Origin of the sequence: Streptomyces sp. SID3212 (genome assembly GCF_009865405.1) — a bacterium.
Taxonomy (GTDB): Bacteria; Actinomycetota; Actinomycetes; order Streptomycetales; family Streptomycetaceae; genus Streptomyces.
Map to the genome: position 1 here is coordinate 1 of NZ_WWJY01000171.1, position 15,959 is coordinate 15,959.

Sequence of the window (15,959 nt, forward strand, 5' to 3'; positions counted from 1 at the left end):
GCCCCCCGGCTCCAGCACGCGCGCCACCAGGGCGGTCCGCAGTTGGTGCGCGGCGACCACGGCGGCCCGCTCGGAGAGGCGGGCGCCGTGCCGGAAGCTGAACGAGAGCCCGACGTAGACGACGGCCAGCACACCGATCCACAGCCCCAGGGCCCCTCCGTCGTCCTCGGCGACGGCCCGGTCGATCACCACGCCGACCAGGACGGGGACGAGGGCCTCGCCGCCCTGGTGCCCGGCCGCGAGCAGCGACGCGAGGAGCACATCGCGCCGCTGTCCGGTGACCACTCGCCTCAGGACGTCCCGTCCTGCTGGGACTTCAGCCCCCACCGCACTCCACCGCGCCCCTCCGGAATCCCTGCCCGCGCCCACGGACCGGGCGCAAAACTTAGGTAAGGCTAGACTAAGTTCCTTTCCGGGGGTACCCCGGGGTGGGGCCCGGGAACATCGCCGACAGTGAGCCTTTCCTGACGCTTCGCGGAGTACTGTGAGAGGTATCGAGGATCTGTCGTCACCGGCCGTTCTGCCGGTGGCGTCCTCGACGAGGAACGACGTCGGAGGCACGGTCCTCCGGAAGGCGTGGTCGCTCATGATCGCGGCTGACACACCGGCTGTGCGGAAGCGCGGAGCGGCGCCCGGCGCCAGGGAGCCCCGCGCCAGGGAAACGGGTGGGGCGACGACGTATGTCCGTGGCAGATGACTCCGCGCAGAGCCCGGTCGGCGCGATCGGCCGGGTGACCGTTCCGATCCCCGCCGAGGGCCCGGGCGAAGTACTGGTCGCCGTACGAGGCGGATCCGAGGCCTACGCGGCCTGGTCGGACCGGCCGATCGGCCGGAACCTCCGCGTGATCGTCGTCGAGTCGATCTCGGCCCGCTCGGTGATCGTGGAGCCCTTTCCCTCCTGAGCTCCCTCTTCCTCCCGAGCTCCCTTTCCCCGTGATCCCTCATTCCTCCTGAGCAATCCCACACACGCACCACGCGGTACGACAGGAGTCCCACCATGCTGTTCTGGCATGTTCCCGCGCCCAACGAGGCGATGCTCATCTCCGGCTCCAAACGCCAGGCGCAGGACACGCAGTTCCGTATCGTCACCGGGCACGGCAGCTTCGTCATGCCCATCAAGCAGAAGGCCCGCATGCTGTCCCTCGCGTTGCGGGAGGCCGAGATAGTCGAGGACTGCGTCACGCAGCAGGGCATCCGGCTGAACGTGCGCGCGGTGACCGTCTTCAAGGTCGGCGACGACGCGGTGTCGATCGCCAACGCGGCCCGGCGTTTCCTCGCCGAGCAGGACCGGATGGAGGAGCTGGTGGGCCGGATCTTCGCCGGTCACCTCCGTTCCATCATCGGCGGACTGACCGTCGAACAGATCATCCGCGAGCGTGACCGGGTCGCCCAGGAGGTGAAGCAGGGCAGCCACAGCGAGATGGAGAAGCTCGGGATCGTGGTCGACGCCCTCCAGATCCAGGAGATCGAGGACGCCACCGGCTACATCCAGAACCTCGCCGCCCCGCACGCGGCGGCCGTCGCCAGCCAGGCCCGTATAGCCCAGGCGAAGTCCGACCAGGAAGCGGCCGAACGCGAACAGCAGGCCGCCGCGCTGAAGGCCGAGTACGAACGGGACACCGCGATCAAGCGCGCGGGCTTCCACGCCGAGACGGAGCAGGTCAACGCCCGCGCCGCGCAGGCGGGACCGCTGGCCGAGGCCAGGGCCTCCCAGGAAGTCATCGAGGAGCAGACCTCGCTGGCGACGCGCCAGGCGCTCCTCGCCGCACAGCGCCTCGAAGCCGAGGTCAGGCGCCCGGCGGACGCCGAGGCCTACCGGCAGCGCACGTTGGCCGAAGCCTCCCGTGACCGGGCGAAGTTCGAGGCGGACGGCTCGGCGTACGCGGAACGTACCCTCGCGCAGGCCCAGGCCGACGCGAACAGCGCCCGCGCCGAGTCCCTCAAGAACGGCAACCAGGAACTCATCGCCGCCAACCGGACGGTGGAGAACCTGCCCGCCCTCGCCGACGCGGCGGCGCGGGGCATGGCGGGCGCCAACCTGACCGTCCTCAACGGGACCGACGGCCTCAACGAGATGGTGGCGGGCCTGGTGAGCCAGGGCCTGGCGATCCTGAACTCGCTCCAGCGCCCCGGCGCGCAGGGCGCGACCGGCAACGGCGGCACCCCGGCGTCCCCGAACCTGAACGGCAACGCGCCGGTCCGTACCCCCGAGACCAAATAGAACCTCTCCCGGATCAGAGAAACCGGTGGCCCCCGGACCCGACCCGTCAGGTCGGTCCGGGGGCCACCGGTGTCGCCGCCTCAGGCCGGATCGTCGTCCTCCGCCAGCCGCTTGATCGCGGACAGCCGGCCGTCCCAGTCGGCGGCGATCCGGTCCATCCACCGTGCCGTGGCGCCCAGTCCGGCCGGCCTGACCGCGTACCGCGCCTCACGCCCCGCCCGGCGGCCGGCCACCAGCCCCGCCCGGTCCAGGACTGCCAGGTGCTCGACGATCGCCTGGCGGCTGACCGGCAGCTCCGCCGCCAGGACCGTCGCGGTCGCCTCACCGTGGGCGGCGAGAACGTCGAGGATCCGCCGGCGGGTCGGGTCGGCCGGCGCGGACAGCACGTCCCTGACGGGGTCCCGGTCAGCGTCCGCCGTCATGCCGCGAGCTGCTCCGCGTACTTCTTGAGGTTCACGACCATCTCCGTCCAGCCCTCGGTGTGGCTCTTCCTGGAGGCCGTGTCGATCCGGTCCTCGGGGATGACGATATCCGCGAAGCCGGTCTCCACGACACGCAGCCGGGTGCCCTCGCCCTCCGCCGCGAGCGTGAACTCGACCAGGGTGGAGTTGCCCTCCACCGCCTGCTCGCCGGGGTAGGCGCTCGCCCAGCGGTACGAGAAGCGGTGTGGCGGATCGACCGTCACGATCGTCGTCGGGAACCGGCCGTACGCGCCGTGGTCGAGGTCCATCGTGCCGCCGGGGCGCAGGTCGACGGGGGTGGGCTGCCCCTGTCCGAACCAACTCGCCACGTGCGCGGGCTCGGTGAGCACGGCCCAGACGCGCTCCGGCGGCGCGTACGGCAAAGGCACCGCTACACACGTAGCGGTGCCTTTGCCGGGCGCACTTCTTCAGGGGCGTCAGGGGCGTCAGGAACGCGAGGCGGCCATCCCGATGGTGAGCAGGCCCAGTACCACCCACCCGAACCAGAGCCACCCGTTGCTGCCCAGTGCCGCCGTGTAGGCGGTCACCAGGACCAGGGCACCGACGGTGATGCCACCCATCGTTTTTGTGGAACCGGACATGTACGTCCTCCTCCCGGCCGGGGCCGTGAGGGCTATCGTCGCCCCCGACGGGTGGTTCGCGCTACTGTCCCCGTGTCTGGAGCGAAGCGAGATAGGCGTTGTACGCCACCAGCTCCTTGTCCCCGTCCCGGTCGGCCGCCCGGTCGGAGCGGGTCGCGACCCGTTGCTCCGAGCGGTACCACTGGAAGACCAGGGCGACCAGCACCAGCACGGACGGGATCTCGCTGAACGCCCAGGCGATACCGCCCGCCGCCGTCTGGTCGCTCAGCGCGTCGATGCCGAGCGAGGCCGGAGGCGTACGGTACGCGCCGATCATCGGCTCGCTCGCCATCATCAGCGCGATCCCGAAGAACGCGTGGAACGGCATCCCCGCGAACAGCTCCAGCATCCGCATCACATAGCCCGGCCGGTGCGGCCCCGGGTCGATGCCCATGATCGGCCAGAAGAAGACCAGGCCCACGGTGAGGAAGTGCACCATCATCGCGATGTGCCCGGTCTTCGACCCCATCAGGAAGTCGAAGAGCGGGGTGAAGTACAGCCCGTAGAGGCTCGCGATGAAGAGCGGGATGGTGAAGGCCGGGTGCGTGATCACTCGTACGAATCCGCTGTGCAGGACCGCGAGCAGCAGCTCGCGCGGCCCCTTGTGACCCCGGCGCCGCGCCACCGGCAGCGCCCGCAGGGCCAGCGTCACCGGCGCGCCCAGCAGGATCAGGATGGGGGACACCATGCTGATCACCATGTGCTGGACCATGTGGACGCTGAACATGACCATGCCGTAGTCGTTCAGCTTCGTGCACATCACCAGGGCCACGGTCAGCACGCCGAGCGTGAACCCGACGGCGCGGCCCACCGGCCAGCCGTCGCCGCGGCGGCGCAGCCGCACCACGCCCCAGCCGTACAGCACGAGCGCGAGCAGGCAGCCCGTCAGGAAGAAATAGTCGGGGGAGTACTCCAGCGCCCGTCCCAGCGTGAACGGCGGCAGATCCATGGTCATGCCGTGCCCGCTGTGATCCATCCGTGCGCTCCCGAGTGACGAGTGGTGCCGCGGCGATTCGTGCCGGTTGTCCGCACCAGACTAGAACCGCCCCCGGCCGCGACTGCGACCGGGGGCGGTGTCTTCAGGCGTACGGGAATGTGTACGGAAATCTGTACGGGAACTCAGAGCACGCACTCCGCCTCGGCGTACCGCTCCGCGGGCACCGTCTTGAGCGTCGCCACGGCCTCCGACAGCGGCACCATCACGATGTCCGTGCCGCGCAGCGCCGTCAGCATGCCGAACTCGCCCCGGTGGGTCGCCTCGACCGCGTGCCAGCCGAACCGGGTCGCGAGGACCCTGTCGTACGCGGTCGGCGTGCCGCCGCGCTGGACGTGGCCCAGTATCACCGGACGGGCCTCCTTGCCGAGCCGCTGCTCCAGCTCGACGGAGAGCTGCCCGGCCACCCCGGCGAAGCGCTCGTGGCCGTACACGTCCGTGCCGCCCTCGTCGAACTTCATCGAGCCCTCACGCGGCTTGGCGCCCTCGGCGACCACCACGATCGCGAACCGCTTGCCCGCCGAGAACCGCTTGCCGACCAGCGCCGCCAGCTCACCGATGTCGAAGGGGCGCTCGGGGACGACGATGGCGTGGGCCCCGGCGGCCATGCCGGAGTGCAGCGCGATCCAGCCGGTGTGGCGGCCCATGACCTCGACGATCAGGACCCGCTGGTGGGACTCGGCGGTGGTCTTGAGCCGGTCGAGCGCGTCGGTGGCGACCCCCACGGCCGTGTCGAAGCCGAACGTCACGTCGGTCGAGGGGATGTCGTTGTCGATGGTCTTCGGCACTCCGACGATCGGCAGCCCGGCCTCGGACAGCAGATGGGCCGCCTTGAGCGTGCCCTCGCCGCCGATCGGGATGATCGCGTCCAGACCGAGGTCCGCGACGTGGCCCCTGGCCCGCTCCACCCCGTCGCGCAGGTGCGCCGGCTGGACCCGCGAGGAGCCGAGGATCGTCCCGCCCCGGGCCAGGATCCCGGCCACCGCGTCCAGGTCGAGCTTGCGGTAGTCGCACTCCAGGAGACCCCGCCAGCCGTCGTGGAAGCCGATCACCTCGTCGCCGTGGTCGACGACGGCGCGGTGTACGACGGACCGGATGACGGCGTTGAGGCCGGGGCAGTCCCCGCCTGAGGTGAGCACACCAATTCGCATGGCCCGGAATACCTTTGCAACGTGGGCTGGAGGCCGCACCACTCTGTCCGGCCCGATCTCGGCCAGCCTACCGGCGGGGAGTGTCAGGACCGAACCTGCCGTCCGACTGCTGGACAGCCGCCCGGCGCCGCGCGACGCACCCACCAGGGGTACGCGCGGGCCGCCGGGCGGGCCGTGAGCAAGGCCTCAGGCGGGCTGGACCGCAGCGGAGATGCGCTCGGCGCGAAGCGCGTCGTACCAGCGGTCGTCCGTCGGCGGCAGCGCGTTGACGTCCAGCGCCAGCTTCAGCAGCAGGTCCGCGATGTGCGGGTTGCGTGCCATGACCGGGCCGTGCATGTACGTACCGAAGACGGTGTCGTTGTACGCGCCCTCCGTACCGTCCCCCGTGCCGTTGCCCTTGCCCAGCCTGACCTGCGCGAACGGGCGGGCCGTCGGGCCGAGGTGGGTGACGCCCTGGTGGTTCTCGAAGCCCGTCAGCTGCGGCAGGCCGAGCCGCGGGTCGATGTCGCCGAGGACGTCACCGACACACCGCTCGCCCTCGCCGCGGGTGGAGACCACGTCGAGCAGCCCGAGGCCGGCCTCGCGCTCGCCCAGGTCGTTGATGAACTCGTGGCCGAGGATCTGGTAGCCGGCGCAGACCGAGAAGACGATCGCGCCGTTGGACACGGCACGGCTGAGCCCGCCGTCCCGGCGCAGCCGCTCGGCGGCCAGCCGCTGCGGCCGGTCCTCACCGCCGCCGATCAGATAGATGTCGCCGGAGGTCGGGATCGGCTGGTCACTGCGGACGTCCACGCGCGTGACACCCAGGCGGCGCTGTCTGGCACGGCGCTCCACGACCAGCGCGTTGCCCTGGTCGCCGTACGTGCTCAGCAGGTCTGGATAGATCCACACCAGCCGCAGGCTGCTCTCGCTCATGTTCGCTCGCCTTTCCGAAGCTCTCTGGGTCCGGGGGTCCATCGGTCAGTTACCGACCCTTCGGCGCAGGTCCTGGAACGCGGTGTAGTTGGCGATCGCCTCGATACGGCCCGGGGGCGCCTGCTGGACGGCCTCGTCCAGCGTCTCGCACACCCGGAAGTCGAGATTGGCCACTTCCAGACGGACGGCCAGGTCGAGCTTGCGGTCCCCGAGGACGAAGATCGGATGCCCGGCGAGCCGGGTGTAGTCCACGTCCCACAGCCAGGAGGTGTCGGTGCCGTCGGCGCCCCGCGCGTTGACGGCCAGCACGACGGGCGTCGGCGGCGGGTCGATCAGGGAGAACGTCTCCAGCCAGCCCGCCGGGTTCTTCGCCAGCAGCAGCCGGATGTCACGGTTGTGGAAGGACACCACGTCGTACCGGCCGGCGACGGCCTGCACCTGGTACATCCGCTCCAGCGCCACCTGCGGCGGGACCCCGAAGGTCGCCACGACGGCGGCGGAGGTGGCCGCGTTCGACTTGTTCGCGCGGCCCGGCAGCTGGAGGTGGATCGGCCACGCCGACCCGTGCGGGTCCAGGACGTGGTCGCCGTGCAGGGCCCAGCTCGGCGACGGCCTGCGGAAACCGCACTCGCCGCAGAACCAGTCGTCCCCGGGGCGCTGCATCACACCACCGCAGGACGGGCACGACCAGGCGTCGTCCTTCCACTCCTGGCCCGCCGCCACCCACACCACGTTGGGGGAGGAGGAGGCGGCCCAGACGATCAGCGGGTCGTCCGCGTTGGCGATGACGACGGCCTTCGTGCCGGCCAGGCCCTCCCGCCACTTCTCGGCGAGCATCCGGGTCTCGGCGGCGCGGTCGAGCTGGTCGCGCGAGAGGTTCAGCAGCGCGATCGCCTTCGGCGTGGTGTCCCGCGCCACACCGGCGAGGTACTTCTCGTCCACCTCGATCACGCCGTACTTCGCGTCCGAGCCGCCCGCCAGGGCGGAGGTGATCCCCGCCGGCATGTTGGCGCCGAGCGCGTTCGACACGACGGGTCCCGCGGCGCCCAGCGCCTCGGCGATCAGCCGTGTGGTGGTGGTCTTGCCGTTCGTCGCCGACACGAGGATGACGTCCAGGTGCTGCGCCAGCCGTCCCAGCAGATCGGGGTCGAGCTTCAGCGCCACCTTCCCGCCGATCACCGATCCGCTGCCGCGGCCAGCCGCGCGCGACACCGCCGCCGCGGCCTTGCCCGCCGTCACGGCCAACTTGGCCCGCGGCGACAGCGGCTCCGTGTTGCCTGCCATCGTCCTTGATCCTCCTTGCGTCGGTCCGTGGGTCAGCCTATCGAGATCCGGCCAGGGCCCCGAACCGCGGCACCGGGCAGAAGGCGGGGGTCACGCTGGACCGTACCCTGAGCGTCATGCGAAACCGTCCGATCCCCGGCAGTTCCGGGCGAGTACGAGCCATGAGATTGCTGGGCGATCCGGTGCTGCACGCCCCCTGCGAACCCGTCACCGACTTCGGTCCCGCGCTCGCGGAGCTGGTCGAGGACCTTTTCGCGACGATGTACGAGGCCCGGGGTGTCGGCCTGGCGGCCGGTCAGATCGGGGTGGCGCAGCGGGTGTTCGTGTACGACTGCCCGGACGACGAGGACGTCCGTCATCTCGGGCACCTGGTCAATCCCCGGCTGACGGAGCTGGACGGCATTGTCCTCCGCGGGCCCGAGGGCTGTCTCTCGCTGCCCGGCGTCGAGGCCGGAACCGAGCGGTACGACCGGGCCGTCGTGGAGGGGTTCACCCTGGACCGCGAGCCGGTACGGGTCGAGGGCACCGGCTTCTTCGCCCGCTGCCTCCAGCACGAGTGCGACCACCTGGAGGGGACGGTGTACACCGACCGGCTCACGGGGTGGCGCAGGGCGCGGGCGCTGCGGGCGGGGCGCCGGGTGCCGGGAGTCCGTACGGTCTGATGTCCGGTACGCGGGACCCGTACGGCACCGGCCCGTACCGCCCTCGTCCTGGTCGGGGGCACCTCAGAACGCCGGTCCGCCCGTGCGGTCGCCCGCGACCGCCAGCCGGCCCCACAGCAGGTCCGCCAGGCTGTGCACCAACTGCTCGCGCGGGCAGGGGCGTTCGCCGAGCCACCAGTCGCCCGCGCCGTGCATCATGCCGACGATGCCGTGTCCCCAGACCCGCGCCAGCTGCTCGCTGCCGGGACCGAGGTCGACGCGCTCCTCGATGACCTTGGCCAATTCCTCACCCAGGCGCCGCAGCAGCGGGACCGAGTGGCGGCCCACGTCGAAGCCCTGCTCGGACGGCTGGCTGTCCTCGGCGGGATGCATCAGGAAGCGGTAGACCTGCGGCCTCGCCTCGATCGCCGCGAGGTACGTGTCGAGCGTCGCCTCCACCCGCTGGCGGCGCTCCGCGGGCGCGTCGAGCGCGGCCCGCAGGGCGTCCAGCAGCGCGTCCGTGTGGCGCTTGGCCAGGGCCCGGTACAGCCCGCCCTTGTCGCCGAAGTGCCGGTACAGGATCGGCTTGGTGATGCCCGCCTCCGCGGCGATGGCGTTCATGGAGGCCTGGGGGCCGTCCCGGAGCACCACCCGGTCCGCGGCTTCCAGCAGTTGCCGCCGGCGTTGCCGCGCCGATCGCTGCTGCTCGGCCTGCTGTGTGGTCTCCATCGTGTCTCTCCCCGCCCTGCGATATATCCGTGACGCCCGGGCAACGTAACACCCCGCCGCCCGGCAATGCCGCCCGCTCCTTGGCCGGTTGACATCGGCTACTTGCGGGTAACAGACTGCGGTTACCGCCAGTAACAAACCCTGGCGACACCGTACCGGAGGGGCACGATGGCCGCGTTCACGCTCGAACTCGACGACGACCAGAAGCAGGTCCGTGACTGGCTCCACGGCTTCGCCGCGGACGTCATCCGCCCGGCCGCCGCCGAGTGGGACGAGCGTGAGGAGACTCCCTGGCCGATCATCCAGGAAGCCGCCAAGATCGGAATTTATTCCCTCGACTTCTACGCCCAGCAGTACTTCGACCCTACGGGCCTCGGGATCCCCCTCACGATGGAGGAGCTGTTCTGGGGCGATGCGGGCATCGCCCTGTCCATCGTCGGTACGGGCCTGGCGGCCGTCGGAGTCCTCGCCAACGGCACGGACGAGCAGATCGGCACGTGGGTGCCGCAGATGTACGGCGACGCCGACGACGTGAAACTGGCGGCCTTCTGCTCGTCCGAACCCGACGCCGGCTCCGACGTGGCCGCCATGCGGACCCGCGCCGTCTACGACGAGGCCAAGGACGAATGGGTCCTCGACGGCACCAAGACCTGGGCGACCAACGGGGGCATCGCCCACGTCCACGTCGTGGTCGCCGTCGTCGACCCGGCCCTCGGCACCAAGGGCCACGCCTCGTTCGTCGTACCGCCCGGCACCCCGGGACTCTCCCAGGGCCAGAAGTTCAAGAAGCACGGCATCCGCGCCTCCCACACCGCCGAGGTGGTCCTGGAGAACGTGAGGATCCCCGGCCACTGCCTCCTCGGGGGCAAGGAGAAGTTGGACGAGCGGCTCGCCCGCGCCCGCGAGCGCACGGCGGCGCCCGGCGGCGAGCGGGTGCGGAACGCGGCCATGGCCACCTTCGAGGCGTCCCGCCCGGCGGTCGGCGCGATGGCGGTCGGCACCGCCAGGGCCGCGTACGAGGTAGCGCTCGACTACGCCAGGACCCGCACCCAGTTCGGCCGGCCGATCATCGACAACCAGGGCATCGCCTTCCAGCTGGCCGACATGCGCACCCGCGTCGACGCCGCGCGCCTGCTGGTGTGGCGGGCGTCCTGGATGGCGGCCGCGGGGCGGCCCTTCGAGGCGGCCGAGGGCTCGATGTCGAAGCTGTACGCCAGCGAGACCGCCAAGGAGGTCACGGCGCAGGCCGTCCAGATACTCGGCGGCAACGGCTACACGCGGGAGTACCCGGTGGAGCGCATGCACCGCGACAGCGCGATCTACACGATCTTCGAGGGGACCAGCGAGATCCAGCGCCTGGTCATCGCCCGGACACTGTCGGGCATGCCGATCCGGTAGCGGGATCCCCGGGCGTACGCGTCCCCGGGCGTACGAGTGCCCCCGCCGGAACGTTCCGGCGGGGGCAGCCGTACGACGGTCGGCGGTCAGGCGGCCAGCTGTGCCTCGACGGCCGCGACCAGCTCCGGGGCCTCGGGCTCCGTGGTGGGCCGGAAGCGGGCCACGACCTCACCCTTGGGGGAGAGCAGGAACTTCTCGAAGTTCCAGCTCACGTCGCCCGCGCCGCCCTCGGCGTCGGCCGTCCTGGTCAGCTCCGCGTACAGGGGGTGACGGGCGTCACCGTTCACGTCGGTCTTCTCCAGGAGCGGGAAGCTGACCCCGTACGTCGCCGAGCAGAACGTCTGGATGTCCTCGGCGCTGCCCGGCTCCTGCCCGGCGAACTGGTTGCAGGGCACCCCGAGCACGGTGAACCCCCGGTCGCCGTACTCCTTCTGGAGCCGCTCCAGGCCGGCGTACTGCGGGGTGAGACCGCACTTGGACGCCACGTTCACGACCAGGACGGCCTTGCCCTCGTACGCCGCGAGCGAGGTCGGCTCACCGGCGAGGGTGCGCAGCGGAATGTCGTACAGAGTCATCCTGGGTCTCCTTGGTACAGGCGGTGGTCCGCTCCCATTGTGGACCTGCCGGCCACGCGGCGATCAAGGGGCCGGGCGGTCGCCGACCGGCCTGCCGTACCGGCGCGGCGGCCGGGGTGGTAGACGTGGGGCATGCCCGATTCCCCGCAGCCGGAGCTGTTCCCGCCGGACCGACCCGCGGCCGGCCGGCCCCTGCCGGGTGCCGTGCCGGACACTGTGCCGGAGCCCGCCGGCCGACTGGTCCGCTGCCGCATGTGCGGCCGCCCACTGAGGGGTACGGCCTCCCGGCGCAGCGGTCTGGGGCCGGACTGCGACGCCAAGCTGCACCCGCCCGCGCCGGACATCAGGACCCGGCGGCGCGAGGCCGACCAGGACCCGATCCCCGGCTTCTGACCAGGTGCCGCGGCTCATCCCGCCGCGGCGTGGCGCCGGAAGAGACCTTCCTGCACCACCGACACCAGCAGCGTGCCCGCCCGGTCGTAGATCCGGCCGCGCGCCAGGCCCCGGCCACCCGTCGCGATCGGCGACTCCTGGTCGTACAGGAACCACTCGTCGGCGCGGAACGGGTGGTGGAACCACATGGCGTGATCCAGGCTCGCCATGTCGAACCCACGTGGGCCCCACAGGGGCTCGACCGGGATCCGTACGGCGTCCAGCAAGGTCATGTCACTCGCGTACGTCAGCGCGCAGGTGTGCACCAGCGGGTCGTCGCCCAGCGGCCCCACCGCGCGCATCCACACCGCGCTGCGCGGATCCGCGTCCTTGATCTCCTCCCGCGTCCAGCGCAGCCGGTCCACGTACCGGATGTCGAACGGCTGGCGCCTGGCCATCCGCTCCAACGACTGCGGCAGCGCGCCCAGATGCTCCCGTACCTCCTCCGCGACCGTCGGCAGCGACTCGGGGTCGGGGAAGTCCAGGCGCGGCGGCAGCTGGTGCTCGATCCCGCCCTCCTCGGGGCGGTGGAAGGAAGCAGTCAGGTTGAAGATCGTCCGGCCCTCCTGCACGGCCGTCACCCGGCGGGTGGTGAACGACCGGCCGTCCCTGACCCGTTCCACCTGGTAGACGATCGGGACACCGGGACGGCCCGGGCGCAGGAAGTACGCGTGCAGCGAGTGGACCGGCCGGTCGCCGTCGGTCGTACGGCCGGCCGCGACCAGCGCCTGGCCCGCGACCTGGCCGCCGAAGACCCGTTGCAGGGACTCCTGGGGACTGCGGCCCCGGAAGATGTCGACCTCGATCCGCTCCAGGTCGAGGAGGTCGACGAGCCGCTCGGCGGGGTTGGTCATGATGTGCTCCTTCTGCCCTTGTTCTCCCGGCCGGTTCTCAGCGCACCGCGGAGAGCTGGCCCACCGACGTGACGCGCAGGACCGCCCGGCCCTCCTCGTCGGAGGCCGCGAGATCCACCTCCGCGCCGATGCCCCAGTCATGATCGCCGTTCGGGTCGGCGAACGTCTGCCTGACCCGCCACAGGCCGTGCTCGGCGTCCTCCTCGATGGCCAGCAGCTTGGGCCCGCGGGCGTCGGGGCCCGTACCCAGGTCCTCGTACTCGTCCCAGTACGCGTCCATCGCCTCGCCCCACCGGTCCGCGTCCCAGCCCGACTCGCCGTCCAGCTCGCCCAGGTCGTTGACGCGGTCCAGCGCGGCCAGCTCCACCCGGCGGAACATCGCGTTGCGCACCAGGACCCGGAAGGCCCGCGCGTTGGCCGTGACCGGCCGTACCTGGTCCGCCTTCTCCTGCGCCTGCTCGGCCGTCTCCACCTCGGGGTTGGCCAGCTGCTCCCACTCGTCCAGAAGACTGGAGTCCACCTGACGGACCATCTCACCGAGCCAGGCCGTCAGATCCTCCAGGTCCTCCGACTTGAGATCGTCCGGAATGGTGTGTTCCAGCGCCTTGTACGCGCCCGCGAGATAGCGCAGGACGATGCCCTCGGTCCTGGCCAGCTCGTAGTGGGACGTGAACTCCGTGAAGGACAGAGCCCGTTCGTACATGTCGCGGATCACGGACTTCGGCGAGACGGGGTGGTCGCCGACCCACGGGTGGCTGGTGCGGTACACGTTGTACGCGTGGACGAGCAGCTCCTCCAGCGGCTTCGGGTACGTGACCTCCTGGAGCCGCTCCATCCGCTCCTCGTACTCGATCCCGTCGGCCTTCATCGCGCCGACCGCCTCACCGCGCGCCTTGTTCTGCTGGGCTGCCAGGATCTGCCGCGGATCGTCCAGCGTGGACTCGACGACCGACACCATGTCCAGGGCGTACGACGGCGATTCGGGGTCCAGCAGCTCGAACGAGGCCAGCGCGAAGGTGGACAGCGGCTGGTTGAGCGCGAAGTCCTGCTGGAGATCGACGGTGAGGCGGACGATCCGGCCCTCCGCGTCCGGGGTCTCCAGGCGCTCCACCACCCCGCCGTCCAGCAGCGAGCGGTAGATGGCGAGGGCCCGGCGGATGTGGCGGAGCTGCTGCCTGCGCGGCTCGTGGTTGTCCTCCAACAGGTGGCGCATCGCCTCGAAGGCGTTGCCCGGCCGGGCGATGACCGACAGCAGCATGGTGTGCGTGACCCGGAAACGCGAGGTCAGCGGCTCGGGATCGGAGCCGATCAACTTGTCGAAGGTCGTCTCCGACCAGGCGACAAAGCCCTCGGGCGCCTTCTTCCTGACCACCTTGCGGCGCTTCTTCGGGTCGTCGCCCGCCTTGGCGAGCGCCTTCTCGTTCTCCACGACGTGCTCGGGCGCCTGCGCGACGACCAGCCCGGCGGTGTCGAAGCCGGCCCGGCCCGCCCGCCCGGCGATCTGATGGAACTCCCGGGCGCGCAACGTCCGTACCCGCGTGCCGTCGTACTTGGTAAGGGCGGTGAACAACACCGTACGGATGGGCACGTTGACGCCCACGCCGAGCGTGTCCGTACCGCAGATGACCTTCAACAGCCCCGCCTGCGCGAGCTTTTCGACCAGCCGCCGGTACTTGGGCAGCATGCCCGCGTGGTGCACGCCGATCCCGTGCCGTACGTACCGCGAGAGGTTCTGGCCGAACTTGGTGGTGAAGCGGAAACTGCCGATCAGGTCGGCGATCCTGTCCTTCTCCTCGCGGCTGCACATGTTGATGCTCATCAGCGACTGCGCCCGCTCGACGGCGGCGGCCTGCGTGAAGTGCACGATGTAGACCGGCGCCTGTTTGGTCTCCAGCAGCTCCGTCAGGGTCTCGGTGATGGGCGTGAGCTTGTACTCGTAGTACAGCGGCACCGGCCGCGTCGCCGACCTGACGACCGTCGTCGGCCGGCCCGTACGGCGTGTCAGGTCCTCCTCGAACCGCGACATGTCGCCGAGGGTCGCGGACATCAGGATGAACTGCGCCTGCGGCAGCTCCAGGATCGGGATCTGCCAGGCCCAGCCGCGGTCCGGCTCCGCGTAGAAGTGGAACTCGTCCATCACGACCTGGCCGACGTCCGCCTGCTTGCCGTCCCGCAGCGCGATGGAGGCGAGCACCTCCGCCGTGCAGCAGATGACCGGGGCGTCGGCGTTGACCGACGCGTCGCCGGTCAGCATCCCGACGTTCTCGGTGCCGAAGAGCTTGCACAGGTCGAAGAACTTCTCGGAGACCAGCGCCTTGATCGGCGCGGTGTAGAACGTGACCTTGTCCTGCGCCAGCGCGGCGAAGTGCGCACCCGCCGCGATCAGGCTCTTTCCGGAGCCCGTGGGGGTGGACACGATCACGTTGGCCCCGGAGACCACCTCGATCAGCGCCTCTTCCTGAGCCGGGTAGAGCGTGATGCCCTCGCCCTCGGCCCAGGTGGTGAAGGCCTCGAAAAGGGCATCGGGGTCGGCGGTCGGCGGCAGCTGATCAATGAGGGTCACCACCCCATCTTGCCTGCCTCACGCCCTCCGGCGGGAACCGGCCGCTCGGCCGAAGATCATGAGCGGTACTCTGCCCTGTCAACTGAGCTTCACCACAACTGCAATGGGGCGGATACGCGCATGATGGGACCGGCACACTCACTGTCAGGGGCTGCGGCCTGGCTGGGGGTGGGCGCCGCGGCGGCGGCCACCGGCCACAGCATGCCGTGGCCTGTTCTGGTGGTCGGCGCGCTGATCACCGCGGGGGCCGCGCTGGCCCCCGACCTGGATCACAAGGCCGCGACGATATCGAGGGCGTTCGGCCCGGTCTCGAAGCGGATGTGCGAGATCGTCGACAAGCTGTCGTACGCCGTCTACAAGGCGACGAAGAAGCCCGGCGATCCCCGCAGGAGCGGGGGCCACCGCACCCTCACGCACACCTGGCTGTGGGCCGTCACGATCGGCGCGGGCGCGTCCGGGCTGGCGCTCGTGGGCGGGCGCTGGGCGGTGCTGTTCATCCTCTTCGTGCACCTGGTGCTCGCGGTGGAGGGGCTGCTGTGGAGGGCCGCGAGGATGTCGAGCGACATCCTGGTGTGGCTCCTGGGGGCGACGTCCGCGTGGAACCTCGCGGGCATCCTGGACAAGCCGGGCAACGGCTCGGACTGGCTGTTCACCGCGCCCGGCCAGGAGTACCTGTGGCTGGGCCTGCCGATCGTGCTGGGCGCGCTGGTCCACGACATCGGGGACGCGCTGACGGTGTCGGGCTGCCCGATCCTGTGGCCGATACCGCTGGGCCGGAAGCGGTGGTATGCGCTGGGGCCGCCTAAGCCGATGCGTTTCCGTGCCGGTAGCTGGGTGGAGCTGAAGGTGCTGACGCCGGTGTTCATGATTTTGGGGGCCGTGGGGGCGGCGGCGGCGCTGGGGGTCTTCTAGCCGGTTGCGGCGCGGTTTTTGGTTGCGCTTACTGGTTGTCCTCAATCGCCGGACGGGCTGGGTGTGCCGTGGTGACGGGGGCCGGGGCCTGCGGAGGTACGTATGTCCGGACTGCATGTTTTACGGCGCGTTCCGGTCCCCCGAACATTCACGGTAGCCATGCGCCACAAAACACGCTTTACGTCCGG

At 70.8% G+C, this 15,959-nt stretch carries 17 protein-coding genes and 1 pseudogene; 6 read left to right on the forward strand and 12 right to left on the reverse strand.

The features are described 5' to 3' along the window. Nucleotides 1-327, reverse strand: a pseudogene (locus tag GT042_RS04935) (ABC transporter ATP-binding protein); the annotation flags it as partial. A gap of 353 nt (nt 328-680) precedes the next feature. Here GT042_RS04935 and GT042_RS04940 point away from each other — a divergent pair. Continuing rightward, the gene (locus GT042_RS04940) at nt 681-902 is read left to right on the forward strand and encodes a hypothetical protein (protein WP_202532365.1); all 222 of its coding nucleotides are present in this window, start codon (nt 681-683) and stop codon (nt 900-902) included. Between the two features lie 95 nt (nt 903-997). Next, nucleotides 998-2,221, forward strand: coding sequence for a flotillin family protein (locus tag GT042_RS04945; protein ID WP_161307464.1), 1,224 nt, complete (start codon nt 998-1,000; stop codon nt 2,219-2,221). Nucleotides 2,222-2,301: 80 nt separating this feature from the next. On the opposite strand, the gene GT042_RS04950 is transcribed toward GT042_RS04945, so the two are convergent. The 7 genes from GT042_RS04950 to GT042_RS04975 all read right to left on the reverse strand — a co-directional run bounded on the left by GT042_RS04950 (nt 2,302) and on the right by GT042_RS04975 (nt 7,667). Further along, nucleotides 2,302-2,643: a metalloregulator ArsR/SmtB family transcription factor gene (locus tag GT042_RS04950; protein WP_161307465.1), complete on the reverse strand. Its 342-nt coding sequence runs from the start codon at nt 2,641-2,643 to the stop codon at nt 2,302-2,304. After that, the gene (locus GT042_RS04955) at nt 2,640-3,071 is read right to left on the reverse strand and encodes an SRPBCC family protein (protein ID WP_161307466.1); all 432 of its coding nucleotides are present in this window, start codon (nt 3,069-3,071) and stop codon (nt 2,640-2,642) included. Before GT042_RS04955 ends, GT042_RS04950 begins: the two co-directional genes overlap by 4 nt. Before the next feature lie 57 nt (nt 3,072-3,128). Further along, nucleotides 3,129-3,284 carry a hypothetical protein gene (locus GT042_RS38010; RefSeq protein WP_202532366.1) on the reverse strand — a complete coding sequence of 52 codons (156 nt, stop codon included), beginning with the start codon at nt 3,282-3,284 and terminating at the stop codon, nt 3,129-3,131. 61 nt (nt 3,285-3,345) lie between these two features. Beyond that, nucleotides 3,346-4,299, reverse strand: a complete 954-nt coding sequence (locus tag GT042_RS04960; RefSeq protein ID WP_161307467.1) for a cytochrome c oxidase assembly protein — start codon at nt 4,297-4,299, stop codon at nt 3,346-3,348. Between the two features lie 143 nt (nt 4,300-4,442). Continuing rightward, nucleotides 4,443-5,468 carry a 6-phosphofructokinase gene (locus GT042_RS04965; protein ID WP_161307468.1) on the reverse strand — a complete coding sequence of 342 codons (1,026 nt, stop codon included), beginning with the start codon at nt 5,466-5,468 and terminating at the stop codon, nt 4,443-4,445. 186 nt (nt 5,469-5,654) lie between these two features. Next, nucleotides 5,655-6,383, reverse strand: a complete 729-nt coding sequence (locus GT042_RS04970) for a glutamine amidotransferase (protein WP_161307469.1) — start codon at nt 6,381-6,383, stop codon at nt 5,655-5,657. Nucleotides 6,384-6,428: 45 nt separating this feature from the next. Beyond that, the gene (locus GT042_RS04975; RefSeq protein WP_161307470.1) at nt 6,429-7,667 is read right to left on the reverse strand and encodes a MurT ligase domain-containing protein; all 1,239 of its coding nucleotides are present in this window, start codon (nt 7,665-7,667) and stop codon (nt 6,429-6,431) included. A 116-nt stretch (nt 7,668-7,783) separates the two neighbouring features. On the opposite strand from GT042_RS04975, the gene def reads away from it, so the two are divergent. Beyond that, nucleotides 7,784-8,329: a peptide deformylase gene (gene def / locus GT042_RS04980; protein ID WP_161307471.1), complete on the forward strand. Its 546-nt coding sequence runs from the start codon at nt 7,784-7,786 to the stop codon at nt 8,327-8,329. A gap of 63 nt (nt 8,330-8,392) precedes the next feature. On the opposite strand, the gene GT042_RS04985 is transcribed toward def, so the two are convergent. Next, nucleotides 8,393-9,037, reverse strand: coding sequence for a TetR family transcriptional regulator (locus GT042_RS04985; RefSeq protein WP_161307472.1), 645 nt, complete (start codon nt 9,035-9,037; stop codon nt 8,393-8,395). A 168-nt stretch (nt 9,038-9,205) separates the two neighbouring features. On the opposite strand from GT042_RS04985, the gene GT042_RS04990 reads away from it, so the two are divergent. Beyond that, nucleotides 9,206-10,435 carry an acyl-CoA dehydrogenase family protein gene (locus tag GT042_RS04990; protein ID WP_161307473.1) on the forward strand — a complete coding sequence of 410 codons (1,230 nt, stop codon included), beginning with the start codon at nt 9,206-9,208 and terminating at the stop codon, nt 10,433-10,435. A gap of 86 nt (nt 10,436-10,521) precedes the next feature. Here GT042_RS04990 and GT042_RS04995 read toward each other — a convergent pair whose 3' ends face one another. Beyond that, nucleotides 10,522-11,010 (reverse strand): glutathione peroxidase, encoded by a 489-nt coding sequence (locus tag GT042_RS04995; RefSeq protein ID WP_161307474.1) that lies wholly within the window; start codon nt 11,008-11,010, stop codon nt 10,522-10,524. Nucleotides 11,011-11,142: 132 nt separating this feature from the next. Here GT042_RS04995 and GT042_RS38015 point away from each other — a divergent pair, with 132 nt between their 5' ends. Next, the gene (locus GT042_RS38015) at nt 11,143-11,403 is read left to right on the forward strand and encodes a DUF6011 domain-containing protein (protein WP_202532369.1); all 261 of its coding nucleotides are present in this window, start codon (nt 11,143-11,145) and stop codon (nt 11,401-11,403) included. Nucleotides 11,404-11,417: 14 nt separating this feature from the next. Here the strand turns inward: GT042_RS38015 and GT042_RS05000 are convergent, their stop codons facing one another. Together GT042_RS05000 and GT042_RS05005 are read right to left on the reverse strand one after the other, a co-directional pair. Next, entirely contained in the window at nt 11,418-12,296 is an 879-nt protein-coding gene (locus GT042_RS05000) for an acyl-CoA thioesterase II (RefSeq protein ID WP_161307475.1), read from the reverse strand. A gap of 37 nt (nt 12,297-12,333) precedes the next feature. Then, on the reverse strand, nt 12,334-14,859 hold the full coding sequence (locus GT042_RS05005) for a DEAD/DEAH box helicase (RefSeq protein ID WP_161307476.1): 2,526 nt from the start codon (nt 14,857-14,859) through the stop codon (nt 12,334-12,336). A gap of 120 nt (nt 14,860-14,979) precedes the next feature. On the opposite strand from GT042_RS05005, the gene GT042_RS05010 reads away from it, so the two are divergent. Next, on the forward strand, nt 14,980-15,771 hold the full coding sequence (locus GT042_RS05010) for a metal-dependent hydrolase (protein WP_161307477.1): 792 nt from the start codon (nt 14,980-14,982) through the stop codon (nt 15,769-15,771). Nucleotides 15,772-15,959: the final 188 nt, after the last annotated feature.

Coding starts and splice junctions, on each gene's coding strand:
- GT042_RS04985 (WP_161307472.1), bottom strand. CDS start 9,037: ATGGAGACCACACAGCAGGCCGAGCAGCAGCGATCGGCGCGGCAACGC.
- GT042_RS05010 (WP_161307477.1), top strand. CDS start 14,980: ATGATGGGACCGGCACACTCACTGTCAGGGGCTGCGGCCTGGCTGGGG.
- GT042_RS04960 (WP_161307467.1), bottom strand. CDS start 4,299: ATGGATCACAGCGGGCACGGCATGACCATGGATCTGCCGCCGTTCACG.
- GT042_RS04950 (WP_161307465.1), bottom strand. CDS start 2,643: ATGACGGCGGACGCTGACCGGGACCCCGTCAGGGACGTGCTGTCCGCG.
- GT042_RS38015 (WP_202532369.1), top strand. CDS start 11,143: ATGCCCGATTCCCCGCAGCCGGAGCTGTTCCCGCCGGACCGACCCGCG.
- GT042_RS38010 (WP_202532366.1), bottom strand. CDS start 3,284: ATGTCCGGTTCCACAAAAACGATGGGTGGCATCACCGTCGGTGCCCTG.
- GT042_RS04990 (WP_161307473.1), top strand. CDS start 9,206: ATGGCCGCGTTCACGCTCGAACTCGACGACGACCAGAAGCAGGTCCGT.
- GT042_RS04975 (WP_161307470.1), bottom strand. CDS start 7,667: ATGGCAGGCAACACGGAGCCGCTGTCGCCGCGGGCCAAGTTGGCCGTG.
- GT042_RS04945 (WP_161307464.1), top strand. CDS start 998: ATGCTGTTCTGGCATGTTCCCGCGCCCAACGAGGCGATGCTCATCTCC.
- GT042_RS04970 (WP_161307469.1), bottom strand. CDS start 6,383: ATGAGCGAGAGCAGCCTGCGGCTGGTGTGGATCTATCCAGACCTGCTG.
- GT042_RS04940 (WP_202532365.1), top strand. CDS start 681: ATGTCCGTGGCAGATGACTCCGCGCAGAGCCCGGTCGGCGCGATCGGC.
- def (WP_161307471.1), top strand. CDS start 7,784: ATGCGAAACCGTCCGATCCCCGGCAGTTCCGGGCGAGTACGAGCCATG.
- GT042_RS04965 (WP_161307468.1), bottom strand. CDS start 5,468: ATGCGAATTGGTGTGCTCACCTCAGGCGGGGACTGCCCCGGCCTCAAC.
- GT042_RS05000 (WP_161307475.1), bottom strand. CDS start 12,296: ATGACCAACCCCGCCGAGCGGCTCGTCGACCTCCTCGACCTGGAGCGG.
- GT042_RS04995 (WP_161307474.1), bottom strand. CDS start 11,010: ATGACTCTGTACGACATTCCGCTGCGCACCCTCGCCGGTGAGCCGACC.